Annotated in this window: 25 protein-coding genes; 14 read left to right on the top strand and 11 right to left on the bottom strand. The window is 74.3% G+C overall.

Annotated features, from left to right (window positions below; genetic code table 11):
• Positions 1 to 3: 3 nt before the first annotated feature.
• Entirely contained in the window at positions 4 to 1155 is a 1152-nt protein-coding gene (locus tag BJY14_RS00560) for an acyl-CoA dehydrogenase family protein (RefSeq protein WP_179841758.1), read from the bottom strand.
• Positions 1156 to 1251: 96 nt separating this feature from the next.
• Positions 1252 to 3270: a VWA domain-containing protein gene (locus BJY14_RS00555; protein ID WP_179841757.1), complete on the bottom strand. Its 2019-nt coding sequence runs from the start codon at positions 3268 to 3270 to the stop codon at positions 1252 to 1254.
• A gap of 106 nt (positions 3271 to 3376) precedes the next feature.
• On the opposite strand from BJY14_RS00555, the gene BJY14_RS00550 reads away from it, so the two are divergent.
• A complete protein-coding gene (locus BJY14_RS00550; protein WP_179841756.1) occupies positions 3377 to 3613 on the top strand; it encodes a hypothetical protein in 237 nt (78 codons plus the stop codon).
• A gap of 369 nt (positions 3614 to 3982) precedes the next feature.
• Here BJY14_RS00550 and BJY14_RS00545 read toward each other — a convergent pair whose 3' ends face one another.
• The gene (locus tag BJY14_RS00545; RefSeq protein WP_218904981.1) at positions 3983 to 4321 is read right to left on the bottom strand and encodes a DUF3099 domain-containing protein; all 339 of its coding nucleotides are present in this window, start codon (positions 4319 to 4321) and stop codon (positions 3983 to 3985) included.
• Positions 4322 to 4386: 65 nt separating this feature from the next.
• Between BJY14_RS00545 and BJY14_RS00540 the strand changes: the two genes are divergently transcribed.
• The gene (locus BJY14_RS00540; protein ID WP_179849084.1) at positions 4387 to 4599 is read left to right on the top strand and encodes a dodecin; all 213 of its coding nucleotides are present in this window, start codon (positions 4387 to 4389) and stop codon (positions 4597 to 4599) included.
• Between the two features lie 88 nt (positions 4600 to 4687).
• Here BJY14_RS00540 and BJY14_RS00535 read toward each other — a convergent pair whose 3' ends face one another.
• Both BJY14_RS00535 and BJY14_RS00530 read right to left on the bottom strand, forming a co-directional pair.
• Positions 4688 to 6070 carry a metallopeptidase TldD-related protein gene (locus tag BJY14_RS00535; protein WP_179849083.1) on the bottom strand — a complete coding sequence of 461 codons (1383 nt, stop codon included), beginning with the start codon at positions 6068 to 6070 and terminating at the stop codon, positions 4688 to 4690.
• 5 nt (positions 6071 to 6075) lie between these two features.
• Entirely contained in the window at positions 6076 to 7575 is a 1500-nt protein-coding gene (locus tag BJY14_RS00530) for a TldD/PmbA family protein (RefSeq protein WP_179841754.1), read from the bottom strand.
• Positions 7576 to 7734: 159 nt separating this feature from the next.
• Here BJY14_RS00530 and BJY14_RS00525 point away from each other — a divergent pair, with 159 nt between their 5' ends.
• A complete protein-coding gene (locus BJY14_RS00525; protein WP_179841753.1) occupies positions 7735 to 8439 on the top strand; it encodes a beta-ketoacyl-ACP reductase in 705 nt (234 codons plus the stop codon).
• Between the two features lie 5 nt (positions 8440 to 8444).
• Positions 8445 to 9233: an enoyl-ACP reductase FabI gene (fabI, locus tag BJY14_RS00520; RefSeq protein ID WP_179841752.1), complete on the top strand. Its 789-nt coding sequence runs from the start codon at positions 8445 to 8447 to the stop codon at positions 9231 to 9233.
• 45 nt (positions 9234 to 9278) lie between these two features.
• Here fabI and BJY14_RS00515 read toward each other — a convergent pair whose 3' ends face one another.
• From BJY14_RS00515 to BJY14_RS00505, 3 genes are all read right to left on the bottom strand, one after another.
• Entirely contained in the window at positions 9279 to 9920 is a 642-nt protein-coding gene (locus tag BJY14_RS00515; protein ID WP_179841751.1) for a hypothetical protein, read from the bottom strand.
• A gap of 103 nt (positions 9921 to 10023) precedes the next feature.
• A complete protein-coding gene (locus BJY14_RS00510; protein WP_312878886.1) occupies positions 10024 to 11928 on the bottom strand; it encodes a helix-hairpin-helix domain-containing protein in 1905 nt (634 codons plus the stop codon).
• 81 nt (positions 11929 to 12009) lie between these two features.
• Positions 12010 to 12969, bottom strand: a complete 960-nt coding sequence (locus tag BJY14_RS00505) for an aldo/keto reductase (RefSeq protein WP_179841750.1) — start codon at positions 12967 to 12969, stop codon at positions 12010 to 12012.
• A gap of 132 nt (positions 12970 to 13101) precedes the next feature.
• Here BJY14_RS00505 and BJY14_RS00500 point away from each other — a divergent pair, with 132 nt between their 5' ends.
• Positions 13102 to 13731, top strand: a complete 630-nt coding sequence (locus tag BJY14_RS00500; RefSeq protein ID WP_179841749.1) for a hypothetical protein — start codon at positions 13102 to 13104, stop codon at positions 13729 to 13731.
• On the opposite strand, the gene corA is transcribed toward BJY14_RS00500, so the two are convergent.
• The gene (gene corA, locus BJY14_RS00495; protein ID WP_179841748.1) at positions 13728 to 14699 is read right to left on the bottom strand and encodes a magnesium/cobalt transporter CorA; all 972 of its coding nucleotides are present in this window, start codon (positions 14697 to 14699) and stop codon (positions 13728 to 13730) included. The two genes, BJY14_RS00500 and corA, sit on opposite strands and share 4 nt — an antisense overlap.
• Before the next feature lie 62 nt (positions 14700 to 14761).
• Here corA and BJY14_RS00490 point away from each other — a divergent pair, with 62 nt between their 5' ends.
• The 7 genes from BJY14_RS00490 to mshC all read left to right on the top strand — a co-directional run bounded on the left by BJY14_RS00490 (position 14762) and on the right by mshC (position 21303).
• Positions 14762 to 15475, top strand: a complete 714-nt coding sequence (locus BJY14_RS00490) for a histidine phosphatase family protein (RefSeq protein ID WP_179841747.1) — start codon at positions 14762 to 14764, stop codon at positions 15473 to 15475.
• A 10-nt stretch (positions 15476 to 15485) separates the two neighbouring features.
• Positions 15486 to 16034 (top strand): Rv2134c family protein, encoded by a 549-nt coding sequence (locus BJY14_RS00485; protein WP_179841746.1) that lies wholly within the window; start codon positions 15486 to 15488, stop codon positions 16032 to 16034.
• Positions 16035 to 16087: 53 nt separating this feature from the next.
• The gene (locus BJY14_RS00480; RefSeq protein WP_179841745.1) at positions 16088 to 16879 is read left to right on the top strand and encodes an Rv2133c family protein; all 792 of its coding nucleotides are present in this window, start codon (positions 16088 to 16090) and stop codon (positions 16877 to 16879) included.
• A 267-nt stretch (positions 16880 to 17146) separates the two neighbouring features.
• Positions 17147 to 17911, top strand: coding sequence for an NRDE family protein (locus tag BJY14_RS00475; RefSeq protein WP_179841744.1), 765 nt, complete (start codon positions 17147 to 17149; stop codon positions 17909 to 17911).
• Between the two features lie 159 nt (positions 17912 to 18070).
• The gene (locus BJY14_RS00470; protein WP_179841743.1) at positions 18071 to 19039 is read left to right on the top strand and encodes an ABC transporter permease; all 969 of its coding nucleotides are present in this window, start codon (positions 18071 to 18073) and stop codon (positions 19037 to 19039) included.
• 5 nt (positions 19040 to 19044) lie between these two features.
• Positions 19045 to 19989 (top strand): ABC transporter permease, encoded by a 945-nt coding sequence (locus tag BJY14_RS00465; protein WP_179841742.1) that lies wholly within the window; start codon positions 19045 to 19047, stop codon positions 19987 to 19989.
• Positions 19990 to 20067: 78 nt separating this feature from the next.
• A complete protein-coding gene (gene mshC / locus BJY14_RS00460; RefSeq protein WP_179841741.1) occupies positions 20068 to 21303 on the top strand; it encodes a cysteine--1-D-myo-inosityl 2-amino-2-deoxy-alpha-D-glucopyranoside ligase in 1236 nt (411 codons plus the stop codon).
• Between the two features lie 101 nt (positions 21304 to 21404).
• Here the strand turns inward: mshC and BJY14_RS00455 are convergent, their stop codons facing one another.
• The gene (locus BJY14_RS00455; protein ID WP_179841740.1) at positions 21405 to 22247 is read right to left on the bottom strand and encodes a PAC2 family protein; all 843 of its coding nucleotides are present in this window, start codon (positions 22245 to 22247) and stop codon (positions 21405 to 21407) included.
• A 204-nt stretch (positions 22248 to 22451) separates the two neighbouring features.
• Positions 22452 to 22913, bottom strand: a complete 462-nt coding sequence (locus tag BJY14_RS00450) for a universal stress protein (RefSeq protein WP_179841739.1) — start codon at positions 22911 to 22913, stop codon at positions 22452 to 22454.
• A 135-nt stretch (positions 22914 to 23048) separates the two neighbouring features.
• Here BJY14_RS00450 and BJY14_RS00445 point away from each other — a divergent pair, with 135 nt between their 5' ends.
• Positions 23049 to 23750 carry an HAD family hydrolase gene (locus tag BJY14_RS00445; protein ID WP_179841738.1) on the top strand — a complete coding sequence of 234 codons (702 nt, stop codon included), beginning with the start codon at positions 23049 to 23051 and terminating at the stop codon, positions 23748 to 23750.
• A gap of 216 nt (positions 23751 to 23966) precedes the next feature.
• On the top strand, positions 23967 to 24395 hold the full coding sequence (locus BJY14_RS00440) for a hypothetical protein (protein WP_179841737.1): 429 nt from the start codon (positions 23967 to 23969) through the stop codon (positions 24393 to 24395).
• Positions 24396 to 24615: the final 220 nt, after the last annotated feature.

The raw sequence follows: 24615 nt of genomic DNA, 5'->3' as shown, positions 1-24615 counted from the left end.
CCGTCAGACCTGGATGTCCTTGGCGATGATGGTCTTGAGCACCTCGCTGGTGCCGCCGTAGATCCGGGCGACCCGGGCGTCGGCGTACAGGCGCGCGATCGGGTACTCCAGGATGTAGCCGTAGCCGCCGTGCAGCTGGAGGCACTTGTCGACGACGCGGGCCTGCACCTCGGTGCAGAACAGCTTGCAGACGGCGGCGTCGGCGGGGGTGAGCTCTCCGGCGTCCAGCGCCTCGATGCAGCGGTCGACGAGCGAGCGGGCCGCCTCGACCTCGGTGGCGCACTCGGCCAGCACGAACTTGGTGTTCTGGAACGACGACACGGTCTTGCCGAAGACGGTGCGCTCCTGGACGTACCTGCGGGCGAACTCCACGGCGGCGGCCGCCGACGCGTAGGAACTGGTCGCGATGCCGAGGCGCTCCTCGGCGAGGTTGTGCGTCAGGTACTCGAACCCGCGGCCCTCCTCGCCGAGCAGGTCCTCCACGGGCACCCGGACGTCGGTGAACGACAGTTCGGCGGTGTCGGAGCTGCGCAGCCCGATCTTCTCCAGCTTGCGGCCGACCGCGTAGCCCTCGCTCCGGGTGTCCACGGCGAGGATCGACAGGCCCGCCCGGCGGTTCTCCGGCGTCGCCGGGGACGTCCGCGCGACGACGAGCACCCGGTCGGCGAGGACGCCGCCGGTGATGAACGTCTTGGCGCCGTTCAGGACGTAGTGGTCGCCGTCCAGCTTCGCCGTGGTCTGCATGCCCGCGAGGTCGGAGCCGGTGCCGGGCTCGGTCATCGCGATCGCCGTCATCATCTCGCCGGACACGAACGGCGGCAGCCAGCGCTTCTTCTGCTCCTGCGACCCGTACTTCAGCAGGTACGGCAGGACGAGGTTGACGTGCACGCCGTAGCCGCCGAAGCTCACCCCGGCGCGGGCGCACTCCTCGGACACCACGGCCTGGTACTTGAAGCTCGTCTCGCCCGCGCCGCCGTACTCCTCGGGCACCTGGATGCCGAACACGCCCAGCTCGCCGAGCTTGGTGTAGAAGTCGCGCGGCGGGTGGCCGGCGTTCTCCCACTCCTCGTAGACCGGGACCACCTCGGCCTCGATGAACGCCCGGATCGTGTCCCGGAAGGCCTCGTGGTCCTCGTTGAAAACGGTGCGGCGCACGCCGTGCCCCTCTCGCCAGCGTTACTAACAGAACGCTAAGTTATCTCGAATCCAGTTCTAGAATCAAATACGAGAGGGGTCGGCCGCCGGGGCGGGTCAGCAGCCGGGTTCGCAGACCCGGCGCGAGACGGCCTCGAGGAAGATCGCCTGGATCTGCCCGGGCGTCTCGGCCACGTAGGCGTCGCCGTGCGTCACCTGCGCGATCCGCCGCAGCTCGTTGACGTCCACGTCCGACCCGTAGCCCAGCATGTTGACCTGGACGGGGCGCTCCGGGTCGTACTCGCGCCGCATGTGGTCGAGGGTCTCCTCCAGGGACGGGCCGTGCGGGTCCTCGTTCCTCCCGTCCGTCCACAGCAGGACCGAGTTCACGTACTCCGGCTTGTAGGTCCGCTTCATGTAGTCGAACGCCGCCATGACCGTGTCGTACAGGCCGGTGTCGCCGTGCGGCTTCACCCGGATCCGCGCGAACGCGCTCAGCACGAGCTGCCGCCGGGTCGCCGACCCCAGCCGCTCGTTGAGCGGTCCCACGCCGACCAGCTCCCGCCAGTCCCGGTCGCCCCGCAGGTCCGTGGAGAAGATCCACTGGCCGAGCTCGCTGTCGTCCGGCAGCAGCGCGAGTCCGCCCTGGGCCGTGCGCACCGTGGACTGCAGCCGCGTCACGCCCGGCGCGACCCGCTCGTCCATGGACCCCGACACGTCGATGATGCTGAGCATCCGGATGCTCAGCGACAGCTGCGCCCACGACTGCATGGTGCGCCGCACGTCCGCGGCGGGCGTCTCGGGGAGCGCCCGCGGGGGGCGCGGGTCCAGGCCGGTCCGCGGCGAGAACGACGCGGGCGCGGCTCCGCCGGGCGCCCGGAAGCCCAGCCGCCGGAGGTCGTCCCGGGTCGCCCTGTCCGCGAGCGCCGTCCGCAGTAACCGCGCCGCGCCCGCCCTGGCCCGGTCCTCCGCCAGGACGGTGACCGGGTAGTCGAGGTAGATCGTCCCCTCCGCCGGATACAGCGCGACCGCCGGCTCGGCCGGACGCCGCGCGTTGTAGGCGAACACCGCCTGCTCGGGCGCCATCGCGACCGGGTAACGGTCGGCCTCGCCCTGGCCGGACGAGGCGGACGAGGCGAACGCGGCGAACTCGGCGTCCACGGAGACGGCGACGCCCTCCCGGATCGTGCGGACCACACCGGTGAACGACGCCTCGCCGCCGGGGGCGTCCCCCAGCAGCGCACCGGCCAGGATCAGCGAGCCCATGCCGGTCGCGCTCCGGGACGGATCGGGGACCTGGAGTCGGAACAGCCGCGGCGGTAGCACCCCGGTGCGGCCCCCGGCGGGGTCAGGCTCGGCGCCGGAGGCCGTCCCGGCCGCGGCGAGCAGGTCCTTCCAGGACGGCCGCTCCGGGGCGCCGAGGTTGCGCAGCTGCGTCGCAAGCCCGCGCGGGACCGCGGGGACGATCGGGGTCGAGGCGATCCCGTCGGGCCGCCCCGAGGCGTCCGCGGCCGGGGCCGCCCCGGAGCCGCCGGCGAGCTTGGTCCACAGCGAGGAGTCGGGGATCCAGACGTCCGGCCTGCGGGCGACGCCGGCCACGCCCTTGCCGGACAGCAGCGTCGCCACCGCGGCGGGGTCGGCGGCGCGCACCCGCGCGCGGGCGCACCGCCCGTCCACCTCGTGCCCCGCGTCGTTGAAGCGCCCCGCCGCCCGCGCGACCGCGGGCGCGACGTCCGGCGCCGCGGCCACGTCGAGCGTCACCGCGCCGCCGCCGGCGCAGCCCTCGCCCGCCGAGGCGATCGCGTACGCGCCGAACCCGGTGAGCAGCACCAGGCCGACCGCGCCCGCCAGCGGCCCGAGCAGGACGCCGCCGACCCGCCGCGGCGGGCGGCCTCCGCCGAGGGCCCACGGCCCCCGCGGCTGCTTGGCGGCGGCGTGCGCCGGGCCCGGGGGACGGGGCGTGCGGCCGGGTCTGCTGAAGGCGTCGAAGGGCTCGCTCTCGGGCCCGCCCGCCGCGCCGCGGGGCGGGAGCCCGGCCGGGTGCGAGGCGCCGAGGAAGGTGTAGGGGGACTCGGGGCCGCCCGGCTCCGGCGGGTTCCGGGGCGCCCACTCGGGCACGTCGTCGAATGCGCTCATGGCCGATCTCCGTTTCCCGGGCGGGGCCGCGGGCCGCGTCGCGCCGTGGGTGGACGGCCCGCGTTCTGAGACACATGGTCGATATGTCTCAGGTGAAGCAGCTGTGATGTTCGTCTCATCGGCCGTCGCCGTCAAGGGGGGCGGGAGGCCCGGGACGGGGGCGCGCCGGTCAGGACGGCTGGCCGGGCGCCTCGCCCTGCGGAGCGCGGCCTTCCGCGCCGCGGCGGTCGTCCGGCCGGAGTCCGGGTCCACGGGACCTCCCCTGGGGCGCGGGGACGGTGGTGCCGCTCAGCAGTACGCGGCGGGCGCCGGGAAGGATCGGTCCGCCGCCGGCCCCTCCTGACGGAGGGTGCCCGCGCGGGAACGCCCCGCTCCCTGCGGATACCGGTGCGCGGGGTTCGCGAGGACGGGGTTCCGGTTCATGGCCGGAGCAGGACAGCGCGGAAGGCTTGCGTAATCGCGCAAATGTGCGTCGGCCCGAGCGGGCGGTCAAGTGAAGGTGCGAAGAAGGTCATCTGCGCGCCCGCGAAGTTTCAGCGGGAACCCCGGAGAGAGAAAAGCGGCGCCGGGTGGATACGGGGGCAATCCACCCGGCGCCGCATCATCGGTGTTCCGACGGGGGCCCGGAACACCGGCACGGGCGCCCCGACGGGGGACCAGAGCGCCGGTACAAATCGTACACCGAAACCCCCCGCGGTTAGTCAAGAGAATGTCACGACCGGATTTCCGGACGCTGTCCGGAAACCGGCTTCTGTTCCTTGCGGAGGCGGTCGTCGAAGGCCGCCGGGGCGGTCGGTTCGCGCCCCCCGTTGGCGAAGATCACCGCGACGTAGGGGAGCAGCGCGGCGCCGACCACCATGAGCAGCGCGAGCCACCACGGCGCGCCCGCCACGGCGGCCACCACCGCCCCCACGAAGCAGATCGTGCGGACGCCCATGGAGATCAGGTAACGCCGCTGGCGGTGCCCGATGTCCTCCGACATGGGGCGGGGAGCGTCGGTGACCGTGTAGACCGCCGGCTCGCGGTGGTGGCGGGGATTGACCTTCACCATTCCACGGTAAGCCCATGGAGTCCGACCTGCACCGGCGGCACTGGGCAAAACATCTGGAGGAGTCGATGACCGATCGCACGTACCGCGTGACCGAGATCGTGGGGACGTCGCCGGAGTCCGTCGACGCCGCGATACGCAACGGCGTCCGGCGGGCCTCGCAGACCCTGCGGCACCTGGACTGGTTCGAGGTGACCGAGGTCCGCGGCCACATCGAGGACGGCGAGGTGGGCCACTTCCAGGTCACCATGAAGGTCGGCTTCCGCCTGGAGGACGCCTGACCGCGCGGGGCCGGGGACGGCGGGTCCGCGCGGGCGGGCCCGGTCCCGGGCCCCCGGCGCCCTCCCGCCGTCCCCGGCCCGTGACGGCTCAGGTGGCCTGGCTCACCGTCGACATGTGGAAGTCGGGCACCCGGACCGCCGGCATGGCGGTGCGGGTGAAGTAGTCCGACCACTCGCGCGGCAGTGTCGGCCCGGTCTCGCCGACCTCGGAGATCCGCGACAGCAGGTCGACGGGGCTCTCGTTGAACCGGAAGTTGTTCACCGCCCCGACGACCTCGCCGTCCTCGACGAGGTAGACGCCGTCGCGGGTGAGGCCGGTCAGCAGCAGGCTCTGCGGGTCGACCTCCCGGATGTACCACAGGCACGTCAGCAGCAGACCGCGCTCGGTGCGGGCGACCATCTCCTCCAGGGTCGCGCCGCCGTCCGGCCCCCGCATCGCCAGGTTGTCGACGGCGGGGGTGAGCGGCAGCCCGGTGCGCTCGGCGGAGTGCCGGGTCTGGGCCAGGGACGTGAGGGTCCCGTCGCTGATCCAGTCGGTGGCGCCGAGCGCGAGGCCGTTGTCGAACACCGACGCCTCGCGGCTGGAGGCGTGCGCGACGACGAACGGGGCGCACTGCATGCCCGGGGCGGCCGGGTCGCTGGACAGGGTGATCGGCAGGTCCGCGAGCCGCTCCCCGACGCGGGTGCCGCCGCCGGGGGCGCTGAACACCGTACGGCCGTCCTGCGCGTCCTGGGCGCCCGCCGACCAGTACAGGTAGATCATCAGGTCGGCGACGGCGGACGGCGGCAGGATCGTCTCGTACCGGCCGGCCGGCAGGTCCACGCGCCGCTCGCCCCACTCCAGCCGCCGGGCGAGGTCGCCGGTGAGGGCGGGGACGTCGACGTCGGTGAAGTCGCGGGTGCCGACGCCCGCCCACGCCGAGCCGCCCGCGCCCTTGGCGTTCAGCTCCAGCAGCCCGGTGGGCTGGTCGTGCCGCAGCCGCAGCCCCGCCGAGGAGCCGAGGAACGTCGAGGTGAGGACGTGGTTGGCGAACCCGTACAGGCGCCGGTCGCCGGCCTGCGCGGCGGCGAACGCCTCGCCCAGCGCGGGAGCGAAGCCCTCGAACACCCCGATCCCGGTCTCGGCGGGTTCGTCGTCCCAACCGGCGGCACCGGCGGGCGGCCCCTCGGCGACCAGCGGCCGGGCGTCCTCGGCGGCCTCGTTGCCCGCGGCGTCGGCCTCGGCGGCGCGCACCAGCTCCTCGATGCCGTCGGCGTCGACGGCCGACCGCGACACCACGCCCGCCGCCACGCCGTCCGCCGTGTCGCGCAGCGCGATGACGGTGAGGCGGCTGGAGCGGGTCACGCCGTTGGTGGTGAGGGTGTTGCCCGCCCACCGCAGGTTGGCGGTGCTCGCCTCGTCGGCGATGACGACGCAGTCGTCGGCGCGCGACAGCGACAGGGCCCGCTCGACGGCCTCCTGCGGCCTGATCGTGCTCACTGGCCGGCCTCCTTCAGCGCGTTGAGGATGTTGACGCCGCGGAACAGCGCCGAGGGGCAGCCGTGGCTGACCGGCGCGACCTGCCCCGGCTGGCCCTTGCCGCAGTTGAACGCGCCGCCGAGCACGTAGGTCTGCGGCCCGCCGACGGCCTCCATCGAGTTCCAGAAGTCGGTGGTGGTCGCCTGGTAGGCGACGTCGCGGAGCTGCCCGGCCAGGCGCCCGTTCTCGATGCGGAAGAACCGCTGCCCGGTGAACTGGAAGTTGTGGCGCTGCATGTCGATCGACCAGCTCTTGTCGCCGACGATGTAGATGCCGCGCTCGACCCCCGAGATCAGCTCGTCGGTGGACGGGCCGCCCTCGGCGGGCTTGAGCGAGACGTTCGCCATCCGCTGGATCGGCATGCTGGACGCGGCGTCGGCGAACGCGCAGCCGTTGGAGCGCCCGGCGCCGGTGAGGCGGGCGATGCGCCGGTCGGTCTGGTACCCGGTGAACAGGCCCTCGGTGACGATGTCGAACGCCTGGGCCTGCACGCCCTCGTCGTCGTAGCCGATGGTGGCGAGGCCGTGCTCGGCCGTCCGGTCCCCGGTGATGTTCATGACCTTGGAGCCGTACTGCAGCGTCCCGAGCTTGTCGGGCGTGGCGAACGAGGTGCCCGCGTAGGCGGCCTCGTAGCCGAGCGCCCGGTCCAGCTCGGTGGCGTGCCCGATCGACTCGTGGATCGTCAGCCACAGGTTGGACGGGTCGACGACGACGTCGTACACGCCCGGCTCCACCGACGGCGCGGCGAGCTTCTCGGCGAGCAGTTCGGGGACGCGGGCCAGCTCGGCGTCCCAGTCCCAGTGCTCGCCCGACAGCCACTCCCACCCGTACCCGGCGGGCGGCGCCAGGGTGCGCATGGTGTCGAACAGGCCGCCGGCGATGCCCACGGCGTTGACGACGGGGTGCAGCCGGACGCGCTGCTGGGTGGTGACCGTGCCGGCGAGGTCGGCGAAGAACTTGTTCTCCTTGACCTGCAGCAGGGTCGCGTCGACGTGGTCGACGCGGTCGTCGCCGAGCAGCCGGCGGCTCCAGCCCGCCAGCAGCGCGACCTTGTCGGCGGTCGGCACCTCGAACGGGTCGGTCTCGTAGGCCGAGACCCAGGTGCGCTCCCCGTGGACGGGCTCGGGCGCCAGCTCGATGGGCTCGCGGTTGACGGCCCTGGCGACGGCGGCGACCTCGACCGCCTGCGCGGCGACGCGGGCGGCGCCCTCGGGGGTCAGGTCGATGCCGGCGGCGAAGCCCCAGGTGCCGTCCTTGACGACCCGGACGGACAGCCCGACGTCGTCGGCGTCCAGGGCGGTCTCCAGGGCGGCGTCGTGGAGGCGGAGCGTCTGGCTGCGGATGCGTTCCAGGCGGAAGTCGGCGTGCTCCGCGCCCAGCTCCCTGGCGCGGGACAGGGCCGCGTCGGCCAGCGCGCGGAGCGGCAGCGCGGTGAAGGCGGGATCGATGTCATGCACCCTCCGCAACCTACCGTCCGCGCCCGTCCCGCCGGGGGCCCGCGCGCCGCCCGAACAAAGGGAGGTGAGCGGATCTTGTCGGTTCGGCACATCCGCAGCGGGCGCGCGGGCCGCTAGTGTCGGGCACCAGCCAACGAGCAGCACAACGAGAGGGTCCTGATGAGTCGCTCTGTCCTCGTGACCGGCGGTAACCGGGGCATCGGCCTCGCCATCGCCCGCGAGCTGGCCGCGGCGGGCGACGCGGTCGCGGTCACCTACCGGTCCGGAGAGCCGCCCGAGGGGCTGTTCGGCGTCCGGTGCGACGTGACGAGCGCCGAGGACGTCGACGCGGCCTTCGGCAAGGTGGAGGCGGAGCAGGGGCCCGTCGAGGTGGTCGTCGCCAACGCGGGGATCACCAAGGACACGCTCCTGGCGATCATGAGCGAGGAGTCGTTCACCTCGGTCCTGGACACCAACCTGACCGGGTCGTTCCGGGTGGCCAAGCGCGCGGTGAAGGGCATGATGCGCAAGCGCGCGGGACGGATCGTGCTGGTCTCCTCGGTCGTGGGGCTGCTGGGCTCGCCGGGGCAGTCCAACTACGCCGCGTCCAAGGCCGGCATGGTCGGGTTCGCGCGCTCGCTCGCCCGCGAGCTCGGGTCCCGGGGCATCACCGTCAACGTCGTGGCGCCCGGGTTCGTCGACACCGACATGACGTCGGTCCTGACCGAGGACCAGCAGAAGGCCATCACCGCCGCGGTGCCGCTCGGGCGCATCGCGAAGCCGGAGGAGGTCGCCAAGGCCGTGCGGTTCGTGGCCAGTGAGGACGCCGCCTACATCACCGGGGCCGTGATCCCGGTCGACGGCGGCCTGGGAATGGGGCACTGACGGACATGGGAATCCTCGAAGGCAAGCGCATCCTGGTCACCGGCGTCCTCACCGACGCCTCCATCGGCTTCCACGTCGCGCGGATCGCGCAGGAGCAGGGCGCCGAGGTGGTGCTGACCGCCTACCCGCGGCCGACCCTCACGCAGCGGACCGCCAAGCGGCTGCCGTCCGGCCCCGACAACCCGCCGCCGGTGCTGGAACTCGACGTGACCGACGCCGACCAGCTCGGCGCCCTCGCCGGGAACCTGCGCGACAGCGGCTTCGACCGCCTCGACGGCGTGATGCACGCGATCGCGTTCGCGCCGCAGACGGCGCTCGGCGGGAACTTCCTGGAGACGCCCTGGGAGGACGTCGCCACCGCCGTGCACGCCTCCGCGTACTCGCTGAAGTCGCTGACGATGGCGTGCCTGCCGCTGATGAAGGACGGCGGCTCGGTCGTCGGCCTCGACTTCGACGCCACCAAGTCGTGGCCGGTGTACGACTGGATGGGCGTGGCGAAGGCCGGCCTGGAGTCGTGCGCCCGCTACCTGGCCAAGTACCTGGGCCCGCAGGGCATCCGGGTGAACCTCGTCGCCGCGGGCCCGCTCGCGACGATGGCGGCCAAGAGCATCCCCGGCTTCGAGGGCATGACGGAGCTGTGGCCGCAGGCGGCCCCGCTCGGCTGGGACATCAAGGACAGCGAGCCCACCGCCCGCGCGTGCGCGGCCCTGCTGTCGGACTGGTTCCCCGCGACGACGGGCGAGATCGTCCACGTCGACGGCGGGCTGCACTCGGTCGGCGCGCCGTCCATGTGACCCCGGCGGCCGCGCCGGGTTCCGGCGCGGCCGCGGGAGCCGTCCTCAGCGGGCCTCGCGCCGGCGGCGGAGGGCGCGGCCCGCGACGCTGACGTTGAGCGCGCCCACGGCCCCGGCGGCCCCGGCCGCGGCGGCGACCAGGACCATCTGGCCGTCGTCCTGGCCGGTGGCGGCCACGGGGGAGATGAGGCGGGTCTGCGGCATGGCGGCCGTCCCGGCCGAAGCGTTGCGGTAGGCGTTCGGGTCGGCCGCGATCTCCGGGGTGGGCAGGACGCCCGGCAGCCCGGCGGCCGTGGCCGGCGCCTGCCCGGAGTACGGCTTGAGGCCGCCCGGCCCTGTCATCGGGGCGGGGCCGGGCGCCGCCCGCCCGCCGCTCCGCGCCGAGGCGGGCCTGCGCGGGGCCTTGGCGGGCGCCTTGGCCGGCGTCCTCGTCTTCTTCGAGGTCCTCTCGGGGACGGGCTTCACGGTCTTGGACGGCGCCGGAGCCGGGGTGGGGCTCTTCGGGGTGATCGCCTCGCGCAGGTTGCCGAGGTTGCACTTCCAGTTCTCCACCGTGCTCTCGGGGTCGACGCCCTTCTTGCACGTCTCCGCCGCCGCCTCGGCCGCCGGGGCGGCGAGGACCAGGACGAGCGCCCCCGCCGAGACCGCCGCCGACGCCGTTCCGAGCCGCCTGAGCCGCTGGGGCATGTCGCTCCTCCACCCGATGCCGTGCCTGACCCTTGTTGACATCGTGTCCCATACGGGGTCGTCCGTAAACCGCGACACGGGGGTTTCTTTACCCATCAGTACCTCACTGGGCCACCAGCCGCGCGAGCCTGGTGCGCCGGGCCGGGGCCCCGTCCTCGCGGACGGCCCTGGCCAGTGCGGGTCCGGCCGCCTGCACGACCGACAGGTGGCGGCGCGCGAGCCCGAACGCGGTGGCCACCAGCGGCCGTGACAGGCCGTCCGCGCCCAGCACCGCCACCACGGCGGGACGCCGCGTCCCGCGCGCGAGCGCCACGGGGACCGCCCAGCCGTGCCGCAGCCGGGACGCCTCCGCCGGGGCGACGACCGCGGCGCCGCCCGGGAAGCCGACCTCCAGCCCGTGCGGTCCGCCGCCGGTCACCACGCCGGTCTCGCCGAGCGGGGCCTGCGGGAGCGGCGCGGCGACGACCACGCGGTCGCCGGGGTCCATGCCGCCGAACGCGCCGGGGCCCGGGTTCAGGCGCGCCTTGAGCGCGGCGTTCAGGGCGCCTGCGCCCGCCTCACCGCCCGCGGCCGGGGCGACGACCTGGACGTCCTCGACCGGGATGCCGAGAGCGCGGGGGATCGAGTCGGCGACGAGCTGGACGGCCCGGTGCACCGCCTCGCCGGCGTCCTCGGCCGGCACGATGACGACCTCGTGTCCGGGGGCGTCCACGGCCGCGAGCTCGCCGCCGCGCACCGCGTCGGTGATCGCGCCGAGCGGGCCGGACGGCGGCTCGGGGTCCAGCGCCACGACGGGCACGGTCTCCGACGCCTCCAGATCGTCCAGCGGCCGGCCGGGGCCGGCGGGCGGCGGGGCGCCCGGCTCGCGGCACAGCACGAGATGGGCGCCGTCGGGGCACGCCTCGGTCAGCACCGCGCACAGCTCGACGTCGAGCGCCGCGCCGTCCGTCACGATGACCAGGTCGAGGTCGAAGGGCCGCTGCTCGCCGCGCTCGTAGAGCACCGCCCCGGGCGCGGCCGACGGGTCCTCGCGCGGCTCCAGCAGCCGGTGCAGGCTGGTGACCGCGAACCCCTGCGCCGCCCCGCCGGGGACGGCGGCCGCGAGGTCGGCGGCGGCGCGGTCGGTGGGCGCCGCCACGGCCGTGCGGACGCCCTGCGACGCCGCGGCAGCGGCGATCTCGGTGACCGTGCGCGCGAGGCCCTCCGGCGCGCCGCAAAGGATGCTCACGCCGGTGCGCAGCGCGGCGGTGAGGGCCAGGGAGCGGTCTTCGGGGAGCCCGTCGCGCAGGCCCTTGAGGGCCGCCTCGTCGAGCAGCGGCACGGCGGTGAGCGTCAGGCGCTGGAACCCCTCGGCCGCCGCCTCCTCCGCGAGCGCCCACCGCGCCGGGCCGAGCGTCTCCTCCGGCTCCGGCGGCTCGGCGCCGTCCTCGAACGCCTCCTCGTCGAACTCGGGCTCCTCGGTGAGCGACAGGACCTCCGCCTCGTCCAGCGCCGCCTCGACGGCGCGCGGCGGGTCGGGGAAGCGCAGCCGCTCCAGCGCGGACAGGACGTCGGCGGCGGGCGTGACCGTGTGGCCCTGGCGTGCCGCCTCCGTCAGCAGGTGCAGGACGAGGGCCCCGCCGCGGCGGGGGTCGCCGGGGCGGGCGTCCTCGCCGAGCAGGGCGCGGGCGAAGTGGTCGGCCTGACCGGGCTGGACGCCGGGGACGCTCAGCAGGCGCCACGGGTCCTCGCGCAGCCGCCCGGCGGCTCCCGGCCCGAGGCGCGCCATGGCGCGGGAGGCGAGCGCGGCGGGCACGCCCGTCTCCGCGAACAGACCGCCGAGGGCCCGCAGGCCCTCCTCCGGGCCGCCGGCGGGCTCGGGCGGCGGCTGCGGCGACGAACGCGGCGCGGGCTCGGGGGCGTCCCGCCCGTCGAGCGCGCCTGCGGCGGCCTCTGCCGCGCGCATGGCGGCCTCGGCGCGCGCCTTGCGCTCCTCGGGGGTGGGGGTGTGGTCAGGGGTGTCGGTCACGGGCTTCCCGTCACGGCTGATCTCGGTTGGCGGTGGACCGTCCAGAGCGTGCCACGGACGGCCCCGGGGTTCACGGACGAATCACGGGTGGGAGGTCGTGTCGGAGAGATCGGAGACGTCGTCCAGCGCCCCGCGGATCTCGTGCGGCAGCGTGACCTCCTCGCTCGCCAGGATCGCGCCGAGCTGCGCCGCGGTCCGCGCGCCGACGATCGGCGCGGCGACGCCCTCCCGGTCGCGGACCCACGCGAGCGCCACGGCGAGCGGGGAGCAGCCGAGGCCCTCGGCGGCGGTCACCACCGACTCCACGATGCGGGCGCACTCCTCGTCCAGGTACGGCTGGACGAACTCGGCGAAGTGGGGCGCGGCGGCGCGCGACCCGGCGGGGATGCCGGTGCGGTACTTGCCGGTGAGGACGCCGCGGCCGAGCGGCGACCACGGCAGCAGGCCCGCCCCCGCGTCCAGCGCGGCGGGCACGACCTCCCGCTCGATGTCGCGGCTCAGCAGCGAGTACTCCAGCTGCGCGGACACGACCGGCGCGCGGCCCGGCCAGGCCCGCTGCCAGGCGGCGGCCTTGGCGACCTGCCAGCCCGCGTAGTTGGAGACCCCGACGTACCGGGCCCGTCCCGAGGAGACCGCCTCGTCCAGTGCCGAGAGGGTCTCCTCGAGCGGGGTGTGCGGGTCGTAGACGTGCAGCTGCCACAGGTCGACGAAGTCGAGGTCCATCCGGTCGAGCGAGGCGTCGAGGGCGCGCAGCAGGTGCCTGCGGGAGCCGTCGTAGCGTCCGTTCGGCCTGATCGCCGCCTTGGTCGCGACGACGAGGTCGTCGCGGTCGACCAGCTCGCGCAGCAGGTGGCCGAGGATGCGCTCGCTGTGGCCGTCGTTGTAGACGTCGGCGGTGTCGACCAGGGTGCCCCCGGCCTCCACGAAGGCGATGAGCTGCGCGGCCGCCTCGTCCGGGGAGGTGTCCTGGCCCCAGGTCATGGTGCCGAGTCCCAGCCGGGACACCAGCAGCCCGCTCCGCCCGAGGTGACGCTCCTTCATAGGCGGCCAATCTAGCGGTCCGGGCGAGTCGCGCGGAAAGTGAGCGGCCGCCCCGGCCGGACCCGCGCGCGGCGCAAAGATCCTGGTGAGGATCTATTGCGACCGGGCGCCGCCGGGCTAGAGTGCGCAGCCATGGCGCCACCCCCGTTCTCGATGTACTCGCCGAAGACGCCGGAGGGCGACGGCGGGCCGCAGACGGCGCCGGTGTTCGGCGCCGGTCCGGGCGACGACCCCGGCTACCTCGCCTCGCTGCGCGGCGGCACCGAGCTCGGCCGGATGCGCCTGATGATGCTGGCGCTGCTGGCCGCCCCCCTGCTGATCCTGGCGATCATGCCGCTGATCGTCGAGGACGGCCGCGGGGACGCTTCGCCGTGGATCTACCTGCCGCTCGCGGCCGTCGCGCTGGCGGCCCTGCTCGCCGGACCCCGCGCGCCGCGCCCGATGGCGCCGGGCGCCGACCCGGGCGCGGCGGCGCGGACCGCGCTGATGATGTTCCGGCAGGCGGTCCTGCTGCGGTTCGCGCTGGCCGAGGGCGTGATCCTGCTGGGGCTCCCGCTGGCGATGGTCGCCCACAGCGAGCTGGTCTTCGTCGCCGGGTTCGTCCTCGGCTACCCGCTGCTCGTCTGGCTGGCGCTGCCCACGCGCTCCGGCATCGAGCGGATGCGCCGCCGCCTCGAGGCGCGCGACGCGGAGTCCCACCTGTGGGCGGTGCTCCTCGCCGCGCCCGCGTCCCCTCTCGACTCCGCCGGCACCGGCCCCTAGAGCCAGCCGCTCTTGCGCAGACGGCGGAACAGGAGCACGCACACGACCGCCATCACCGCGATGACCAGCGGGTACCCGATGGTCCAGTGCAGCTCGGGCATGTGGTCGAAGTTCATGCCGTAGATCCCGGCGATCGCGGTGGGCACCGCGATGATCGCGGCCCACGCGGAGATCTTGCGCATGTCCTCGTTCTGCCGCTTGCCGAGCAGCGCCAGGTGCGCGGTCAGCACGCTGTTGAGCAGCTCGTTGTGGGAGTCGACCTGCCCGTCGACGCGCAGCAGGTGGTCCAGGACGTCGCGGAAGTACTCGCGGGTGGAGCCGCACTCGGCGACGCGGCCCTTCACGATCTCCTGCAGCACGGGGACGAGCGGGTCCTCGGCGCTGCGGAACTCCAGCACCTCCCGCTTGAGCGAGTAGATGTCGGCGGTGACGTCCCGGGCGTTCGGGTCGAACACGGCCCGCTCCAGCCCGATGATGTCGACCTCCACCTCGTGCGCGACGACGCCGTACCGGTCGACGACCTCGTCGCACACCGCGTACAGGACCGCGGTGGCGCCGTGCGCGAGCAGGTCCGGCGAGTCCTCCAGCCGCTCGCGGACCGGCCCGAGCGGGTTCCCCGCGCCGTGCCGGACGGTCACCACGAAGTCCCGGCCGAGGAAGACCATGATCTCGCCGACCTCGATGTCGGAGGTCTTGTCGATGTAGGCGAGCGTCTTCAGCACCACGAACAGCGTGTCGTCGTAGCGTTCCATCTTGGGCCGCTGGTGCGCCGAGACCGCGTCCTCGGCCGCCAGGGGATGCAGGTTCAGCTCGTCCTTGACCAGCTCGAACTCGTCCTCGTCGGGCTCGAAGAGGCCGATCCACAGGAAGCACTCGCCGTCCTCGCGGGCGAGGTCGAAGGCGTCGCTGATATCGCCCTCGATGTCGCGGCGCTTCCCGCCGGCGTAGATGGCCTTGTCGACGATCACACCACGCATTGTCGCGCATCCGGGGCGTCGAAAGGTCCGGATGATCTCCTAGAGTGGCCGGTGTGACGACGCTTCTGCTGGTTCGGCATGGCCTGACCGCTATGACCGGCCCCGTGCTGGCCGGATGGACGCCCGGGGTGCGCCTGGACGAGCGGGGCCGCGCCCAGGTGGCGGCGCTCGGCGCCCGCCTGGCCCCCCTGCCGCTCGCCGCCGTCGTGTCCAGCCCCCTCGAACGCTGCGTCGAGACCGCCGAGGCCGTCGCCGCGGGGCGCGGCGAGCCCGCCGAGAAGATCGAGACCGACGACCGGTTCGGCGAGGTCCGCTACGGCGACTGGACGGGCCGCCCTCTCAAGGAGCTGGCGGAGGAGCCGCTCTGGCGCGTCGTGCAGGCCCATCCGAGCGCCGCCCGGTTCCCCGGCGATGCGGGGGAGGCGCTGGCGGACGCGCAGCACCGCGCCGTCACCGCCGTCCGCGACTGGAACGGGCGCATCGCCGCAGCCCACGGCCCGGACGCGCTCTACGCGGTGTGCAGTCACGGCGACATCATCAAGTCGATCGTCGCCGACGCCCTCGGCCTGCACCTGGACCAGTTCCAGCGCATCCAGGCCGACCCGGCGTCGCTCACCGTGATCCGCTACACCGAGACGCGACCGTTCGTCGTCCGGCTCAACGACACCGGCGGCGACGTCGCCGGGTTGGTCCCGGAACCGCCGGAGGAACGTTCCGGGAAAGACGGACTCGGGTCGAGTGACGCGGCCGTGGGCGGCGGCGCGTAGGGTCTTTGTCATGCCCGTCATCTCCTACGACCTGCCGGAGCGCTTCGTCGCCGGCGCCGTCGGGCGCCCCGGCGACCGCGCGTTCTACCTGCAGGCGCGCTCCGGACGCCGCGTCACCAGCGTGGGCCTGGAGAAGTTCCAGGTGACGCTGCTGGCCGAGCGGCTCGAGGAGTTGCTGGACGAGGTCCTGCGGCGCAGCGGCGGGGACCCCGCCGTGCCCACGGCCGCCCCGTCCGAGCTCAAGGACGACGGCCCCCTCGACCAGCCCGTCGAGGAGGAGTTCAAGGTCGGCACGATGGCGCTGGCCTGGGACCCCGACGACGAGCAGGTGGTCATCGAGGCGCAGGAGGTCACCGAGTCCGACGAGGAGCCCGAGGTAGGCGAGGACGACCCCGCCGTCGCGGTGCTGCGGGTGCGGATCAGCGCGGCGCAGGCCCGGGCCTTCACCGAGCGGGCCCTGAAGGTGGTCGCGGCGGGGCGGCCGCCGTGCCCGCTGTGCGGCCTGCCGCTCGACAGCGAGGGGCACGTGTGCCCCCGCCAGAACGGATACCTCGGCTGAGATGACACCCCGCTGTGCTGGATCATGGACGACGTGGCCGGGAGAATGAACGCATGACGCAGTCCTCCCGGGGCCGGGCGCCCGCCGGCGACGCAGGCGGGCGGGACGAGGCCGGGCACGGGGTGTCCCCGCGCGACGCGGCCGCCGCCGAGCGGCTGCTGACCGCCGGGCGCATCGCCGTGGAGGGCCGGCTCGTCCAGGCGTCCAACGCCACCCTCTACTGCGCGATCGAGCACGACGGGGTCGCGGCCAACTGCGTCTACAAGCCGGTCGCGGGGGAGCGTCCCCTGTGGGACTTCCCCGACGGGACGCTCGCCGAGCGGGAGGTCGCCGCCTACGAGGTCTCCAAGGCGATGGGCTGGGACACCGTCCCGCCGACCGTCCACCGCGACGGCCCCTACGGGCCCGGCATGGTCCAGCTGTGGGTGGAGCCCGACCCCGACGTCGACCTGGTCGGCCTGTCGCGCTCCGACGAGGAGGCCGTCCGCCGGATGGCGGTCTTCGACGCCGTGGTCAACAACGCCGACCGCAAGATCGGCCATCTGCTGCCGCCCGGCGACGGCCACGTGTACGGCTGCGACCACGGCGTCTGCTTCTCCGTCGAGTACAAGCTGCGCACCGTCCTGTGGCAGTGGCGCGGCAAACCCCTCACCTCCGAGGCCGTCGAGGCGCTCGGCCGGGTCGACGCGGGCCTGCGCGGCGGCGCCCTGGGCGCGCGGCTCGCCGAGCTGCTCACCGCCGAGGAGGTCGACGCCACCCGGCGCCGCGTCGAGCTGATGCTCAAGCACCGCATCCACCCCTACCCGCCCGAGGACTGGCCCGCCATCCCCTGGCCGCCGCTCTAGGCTGTGTTGATTCAGCCCCGGCCCACTTCGCTCGCCTTGCGGCTGTGTTTCAAAGGCCCGGCCCTCTTCGCTCGCCTTGCGGCTCGCTGGGTGACCTGGCCTGGGCGAACGCGGCATCGCTTCGCGATCTGCCCGGCTCCGCTCACCTTCGGCTTTGCTCCACCGGGCAGGTCACGCGTTCGCGTGCGTGGCCGGGCACTTCGAGACAGGTCCTACTAGGCCCGCCCCGCCGGGTCCGGCATTTCGGTGGAGTGCTCCAATTGGGGCATGTGCACGGCGATCATCAGTGTCGACCCGTCCTCCCCGGTCCCGGTGCTCCTCGTGGGCGTGCGCGACGAGTTCGTCGCCCGCGCGTGGGAGCCCCCCGGCCCGCACTGGCCCGACCGCCCCGGCCTCGTCGGCGGCCGCGACCTGCGCGCGGGCGGCACCTGGCTCGCGGTCGACCCCGGCGCGCCGCGCGCCGCCGTCGTGCTGAACGGCCGCGGCGTGATGGCGCCCGAGGCCGGCCGGGCCTCGCGCGGGGAACTGCCGCTGCGGGTCGCCGCCGACGGCAAGCTCGGGCGGCCCGACCTCGCCGCGTTCGACCCCTTCCACCTCGTCGGCGCCGAACCGGACCGGGTGCGGCTGTGGAGCTGGGACGGCACGGCCCTCACCGAGCGCGCGCTCGGCCCCGGCCTGCACATGATCGTCAACAGCGGGCTGGAGGGGGAGGGCCAGCTGGAGGGCGAGACCGAGGACGCCTACATGGCGGCGCGGCTCGCGCACTTCCGGCCGCTTCTGGCCGCCGCGCCGCGGCCCGAACCGCGCCTGGAGGACCCGCTGGAGCGGGCCTGGGGCGCGTGGCTGCCGCTGGTGGACGGCGACGGGCTGCCCCGCGCCGACCACCGCGCCCTGCTTCCCCTGCTCGACCTGGGCGACGGCCGCGTGTGGGGCACCACCTCCGTCAGCCTCGTCGCCCTCGGCCGGACCGGCCTCCGGTACGACTTCTCCGCCGTCCCCGGGGACCCGCGCGCCTGGACCCGCGTGCGCTGAGGGACGGTGTCCCGCCCACTTGCCGGCTCCGGCTGCGGAACATGACGCTCGGTGCTAGTTTGACTACCTAATGCGATCTTCGTCGGGGCTGGGCCGCCCGCGGAGGGTCATCGGCAGACGGGGAGTGCGGATGGCAGCGGTGGCACGCGCGGCGGCGCGATGAGCAGCTACGCCGAGGTCGAGACCCGCAGGCCGAGCACGGCGCCGGACGAGGCCCTGCCGGTGGACGGCCGCACCCCCTGCCAGCTCGCCTGGACCCGGTTCCGCCGCGACCGGCTCGCCGTCGCGGCGCTCGCCGTCCTCGCGCTGATCCTCGCGTTCGCGGCGCTGGCGCCGCTGTGGGCGCACCTGACCGGCCACCCCTACGACGCGACGTTCCCCGGCACCGGCCTGGACGCCGGAGGGCGGCCGCGCGGGCCGGGCGCGCGGTTCCCTCTCGGCGCCGACCAGCTCGGCCGCGACGTCCTGGTCCGCGCCGCCTACGGCGCGCGGATCTCCCTGGCCGTCGGGGTCCTCGCGGCCCTGACCGCCTCCGCCGCCGGAACCGCGGTCGGGACGCTCGCCGGGTTTGCGGGCGGCGCCCTGGACACCGTGCTCGCCCGGCTCATGGACATGCTGCTCGCCCTGCCGTACCTGCTGGTGGCCATCGTGCTGGCCACCACCTTCCAGATCAGCTCGGTCGCCGCCGGCCTGACCATGACGATCCTCATCGTCGCGTTCTTCTCGTTCGCCGCGGTCGCCCGCGTCATCCGCGGGCAGGTGATCATGCTGAGGCGGCGGGAGTTCATCGAGGCGGCCCGCGCGCTCGGCGCCTCCGACCTGCGGATCATGTTCGGCGAGGTCCTGCCGAACCTGTCCGCGCACGTCACCGTGCTGACCTCGCTGCTGGTCCCGGCCTCGATCGTGTTCGAGGCGACGCTGTCGTTCCTCGGCGTCGGGGTGCGCCCGCCGATGCCGAGCTGGGGGTCGATGCTCGGCGAGGGCGGCGACGTGTTCCAGACCGCCTGGTGGCTGCTGGCCGTCCCGGGCGTCCTGCTGCTGGCGACCACGCTGGCGTTCAACCTGCTCGGCGAGGGCATCCGCGACGCCTTCGACCCGCGCGGCGACCGCGCGCCCGGGGGGCGGTGAGGCGCGTGGCGCGGTTCGTCCTCCGCCGCCTGCTGTACGCGGTCGTGGTGCTGTGGCTGACGGCCACGCTGGTCTTCGTGTTCCTGCACGTCTCGCCCGTCCCCGTGGAGCGCGTCATCGGCGGCCCGCGCGCCACCGCCGACACCCTCGACCAGATCCGCGGCAACCTCGGGCTGGACCGCCCCGTCCTCGTCCAGTACTGGCGGTTCGCCGGACGGCTGCTGCGCGGCGACCTCGGCGACTCCTACATCAACGGCATGCCGGTCACCGTCCTGATCGGCCAGCGACTCCCCACGACGCTGTGCCTGGTGGCGGGCGCCGCCGTCCTGTGGTTCACCGGCGGCGTGCTCCTCGGCGTCCTCTGCGCGACGCGGGCACGCGGCCTGGGGGACAGGGCCGCGACCGTGTTCGTGCTGATCGGCCTGTCCACCCCGCCCTTCGTGATGGCCCTCGCGCTGCTGCACGTGTTCTCCGCGGGGTTCGGCGGGGGCGCCGTCCACCTGTTCGAGGCGGGGCCCCCGCTGCAGGAGCACTTCCTGCGCCGGATCGTCCTGCCGTGGATCGCGCTGGCGTTCCTCATGATCGCCACCTACACGCGCCTCACCCGCGGGGCGATGCTGGACGCGCTCGGCGAGGACTACGTGCGGACGGCGCGGGCCAAGGGGCTGCCGGAGCGCCGCGTCGTCACCCGGCACGGGCTGCGGACGGCGCTGGCCCCCGTCGTCACCCAGCTCGGCATCGACCTCGGCGCGCTGGTCGGCTCCACCATCGTCACCGAGAAGGTGTTCGGGCTGCAGGGCGTGGGGCAGCTCGTCTACCAGTCCATCGCGCTCGGCGACACCCCGGTCATCATCGGGGTGACGCTGCTGGTGACGTCGTTCGTCGTCGTCGCGAACCTGCTGGTCGACATCGGCTACTCGGTGCTGGACCCGCGCGTCCGGCTCCGCTGAGGCGGCGGGGCCGGCCCGTCGGGCGGAAGCCGCGATCTCGGATTCATGCCGCGAAGTACGCATGGATAAGCTTTCCGTATGCGATCGTGGCCCGCCTCCGAAGTCCCCAGCCTGTCCGACGCGGGGCTCCCCGCCGCGACCCGGCCCCTCAGCCTGCACGACACCGGCACCGGGACGACGCGCCCCACGTCCCCGGGCGACACCGCCAGGATGTACGTGTGCGGGATCACCCCCTACGACGCGACGCACCTCGGCCACGCCAACACCTACCTGGCCTTCGACCTCGTCAACCGCGTGTGGCGCGACCTCGGCCACCGGGTCCACTACGTCCAGAACACCACCGACGTCGACGACCCGCTCCTGGAACGTGCCCGGCAGACCGGTGAGGACTGGCGCGCGCTCGCCGACCGGGAGATCCAGCTCTTCCGCGACGACATGACCGCGCTGCGCGTGCTGCCGCCCGACCGCTACGTCGGCGCGGTCGAGTCGATCCCGCTGATCATCGAGATGATCGAGAAGCTGCGCGGCCGGGACGCCGCCTACGAGGTGGACGGCGACGTCTACTTCCCCATCGCCTCCGACCCGGCGTTCGGCCAGGTCAGCCGGCTTACGCGGGAGGAGATGGCGCCGCTGTTCGCCGAGCGCGGGGGCGACCCGGACCGGGCCGGCAAGCGCGACCCCCTCGACGCGCTGCTGTGGATGGCGCGGCGGCCCGGCGAGCCCGGCTGGGACTCGCCGTTCGGCGAGGGGCGCCCCGGCTGGCACGTGGAGTGCTCGGCGATCTCCATCGAGTACCTGGGCATGGCGTTCGACGTCGAGGGCGGCGGCTCGGACCTGGCGTTCCCGCACCACGAGATGGGCGCCTCGCACGCGCAGGTCGCCACGGGGGAGCGGCCGCACGCCCGCGCCTACGTGCACACCGGCATGGTCGGCCTGGACGGCGAGAAGATGTCGAAGTCGCGCGGCAACCTCGTGTTCGTGTCGAAGCTGCGGGAGTCGGGCGCCGACCCGATGGCGATCCGGACGGCGCTGCTGGCCCACCACTACCGCTCCGACTGGGAGTGGACCCCGGACGCCCTCGACGAGGCGGCCGCGCGGCTCGGCCGCTGGCGCGCCGCCGCGGCCCGCCCGTCCGGCCCGCCCGCCGCCCCGCTGGCCGCCGCGGTCCGCGAGGCGCTGGCCGACGATCTGGGCACCCCGGCCGCGCTGGCGGCCGTGGACTCCTGGGCCTCCGCCGATGGCGCCGACGAGGCCGCGCCGGCGCAGGCCGCCGCCATCGTCGACGCCCTCCTCGGCGTCGCGCTCCGGCCCTAGCTCAGCCTGAAAAAGCGCCGGCGGGCCCGTCTCGGCGGGCCCGCCGGCGCTCGCATGTTCAGCGGAGGGTGGAGGCCGTCCCAGCGGGGGCGGCGCGGCGCTCAGCCCGGGTCGCGGCGGCGCAGGTAGCGCTCGAACTCGCGGGCGATGGCGTCGCCGCTCGCCTCGGGCAGCTCCGTGGCGTCCTTCTGCTCCTCCAGGGTGCGGACGTACTCGGCGACCTCCGAGTCCTCCTCGGCGAGCTCATTGACGCCGTGCTCCCAGGCGCGGGCCTCCTCGGGCAGCTCGCCGAGCGGGACGGTGACGTCGAGGAGGTCCTCGACGCGGCGCAGCAGCGCGAGGGTTGCCTTGGGGGAGGGGGGCTGGGCGACGTAGTGCGGGACGGCCGCCCACAGCGACACGGTGTCGAGGTCGGCCTTGGCGCAGGCGTCCTGGAGCACCCCGAGGATGCCGGTCGGCCCCTCGTAGCGGGCCGGCTCCAGGTTCAGGGTGTTGACCAGGCCCGCCTCGGACGCGGCGCCGGTGACCGGGACCGGCCGGGTGTGGGGGGCGTCGGCGAGCAGCGCGCCGAGCAGCACGACGTTGCGGATCTCGAGCTCCAGCATCAGCCCGACCAGCTCGCGGCAGAACGACCGCCACCGCATGTTGGGCTCGATCCCGTGCAGGAGCACGACGTCCTTGCCGTTCGGGAGCCGCGCCCACGACACGCGGGTCGTCGGCCAGGTGATACCGCGGGTCTCGCCGTCGCTCATCTCCACGATGGGGCGGGTGACCTGGAAGTCGTAGTAGTCGTCCGGATCGAGCTCGGCGATGGGCACCGCCTCCCAGGTCGACTCCAGATGCGCGATCACCCCGCTGGCGGCCTCCCCGGCGTCGTTCCACCCCTCAAAGGCGGCCACGAGCACCGGATCGACGAGTTCCGGCACGCTTTCGAGCTCGACCACGCGCTGCCTCCTTTCGACGCCCAGGTACAGCGTCACCGACGGGGGCCGTCATTCCCGGGGGTCGGGGGCCCCGCTCATGATCGGTGGCTGTCAGCCTACGTCCTGACGATGACGTACCCCACCCCTCCGGAAGCCAGACCCCGCCCTGTACGCCCGCGGCGGAACCCGGGTCACGATCGGGTCACCGGCCCCGGGAGAGCGGCGTCACTTGCCGCGCGGAGTGGTGTGCACGATGAGCACGTCGCAGGAGGCGCGGTGCGACAGGTTCGCCGGGACGGAGCCGAGGATGCGGCCCGCGAGGCTGTTGAGCCCCCGGTTGCCGATCACCATGAGGTCGACGGGGCGCTCCTTCGCCAGCTTCGACAGCACGTCCACGGCGTCGCCCTCGACGGCCTCCTGCTCGATGTCGGTGGCGCCGGCGGCGACCGCCCGCTCCCGCGCGGCCCGCAGCGCGTCGTCGGCGGGGGTGGACCCCTGCACCTTGTAGGCCAGGTCGCCGAGCCGGTCGGAGGCGCTGGCGCGCTCGCGCTCGGGCATGGGGCTGTAGGCGGAGGCGAGCAGGAGGGTGGCGCCCGTGGCGGCGGCCAGCTGCGCGGCCTTGTCGACCGCGCGGAACGAGGAGTCGGAGCCGTCGGTGCCGACGAGGATGGTGCGGTACGCGCTCATGCCGTTCCTTACCCGTTGGTAGTCACTGCCGGAACGCTATCGGTCCGGTGTCCCATCCGTCACCGTCTCTTGCACACCCCGTCCAAGAGGCGCCGCCCGTCCGGCGGGGCACCGGCCGGAGTGTCCCTTGATCGCATGGATAGGGTGGTTTCCCTGCTCGTGCGACCTGTGAGGGAAGTTGTGACTGGTGCCGGCCCCCACGCCGTGCTGTTCGACATGGACGGCCTTCTCATCGACTCCGAGCGCGTCTGGCTGGAGGTGGAGTCGGAGGTCATGGCGTGGCTCGGCGGCGAGTGGAGCCCCGCCCACCAGGAGCGGCTGGTCGGCGGCTCCCTCTACCTCGCCGTCGACTACATGCTGGAGCTGACCGGGGCGGACGCCCCCCGCGAGGAGGTCGGCCGGCGGATGCTGGACGGCATGGTCGAGCGGCTCGGCGCCTGCGTCCCGATGATGCCGGGCGCCAAGGAGCTGCTCGCCGAGGTCCGCGCCGCCGGGGTGACGGCGGCCCTGGTGTCCTCCAGCCACCGGCGGCTGATCGAGCCGGTGCTGGACGCCGTCGGCCGCGAGCACTTCGCGCTCAGCGTCGCCGGGGACGAGGTGGCCCGGACCAAGCCCCACCCCGAGCCGTACCTGACCGCCGCCGCCCGGCTCGGCGCCGACCCCGCCCGCTGCGTGGTCCTGGAGGACTCCCCGAACGGGGTCGCGGCCGCGGAGGCGGCGGGGTGCGTCACCGTCGCCGTCCCCGGCCTCCTGCCGATCCCTCCCGCGCCGGGACGGACGGTGGTCGCCTCGCTGCGCGAGGTCGACCTGGAGCGGCTGCGTTCGCTGGTCGCCTGATCGGGAGCGCCCGTCCCGCCCCCGACCCGCCGCCTGCTCGTTGCCCGGCCGTGACCTGATACCTGGGAGCCGGTACCCGCGGGGGCGGCCCCTAGGGGGCGGATCCCGCCGCAGGAGGAGATCGTCCCGGACGGGAACCGTCCGCCAGAAGGAGCAGGTCCGGCGGTTCGCGTGTGACGATGGAGAGAGCACCGCCGCACGGAATGAGGGGCCGGCATGAGCGACGCAGCCATATTCGCGATCAGTCTCGGGGTGACCCTGGTCGGTCTGGTGATCAGCTGGGGCGCCTACCGCCGCCGGGGGGCGGGCACCGGCCTGCGCGGCGCGGCCCTGTCGCTGGTGCCGCTGGCGGCGGCGATGACGGGCGTGACCGAGTTCTTCGTCGACCTGGCGTTCAGCCCGGTGAAGTGGGCGGGCGTCGCGGTGGCGGGCCTGGCCGTGATGCTCTACCTGGCGTCGGGAGCGATGCTGAGCCGCCGCGCCGGCGCCGGCGGCGGCGGCAAGGCCGCCGAGGGCGGCGAGGGACGCCGTTCCACGGGCCGCGCCGCCAAGCCGAAGCGGGGTGTCGAGGGGCCCGCGCCCGGGGGCGGCGACCCGGAGATGGCGGAGATCGAGAAGATCCTCCGCGACCGCGGCATCTCCTGACGCCGCGCGGCCGCCGCACGCGCCACACGGCGGGCCGGGACGTCCCGAAGCGGACGTCCCGGCCCGCCGTTTCTGCGCGTCCCGGCCCTGACCTGCGGACGATCAGTCTCAGATCGGACTCAGTACGGTAAAGCTTGCTGTTCCGGACCCCCGCGGAGGTGCCGGGCAGGTCTCCACCGAACGTACTATTCGGGCGATTTGTCCGAAGTGGTGCGCGGAC

The sequence above is a fragment of the Actinomadura luteofluorescens genome, from assembly GCF_013409365.1.
Taxonomy (GTDB): domain Bacteria; phylum Actinomycetota; class Actinomycetes; order Streptosporangiales; family Streptosporangiaceae; genus Spirillospora; species Spirillospora luteofluorescens.
The sequence above is the reverse complement of the archived record's forward strand: the minus strand, read 5'-3'. Positions and strand labels throughout refer to the sequence as shown.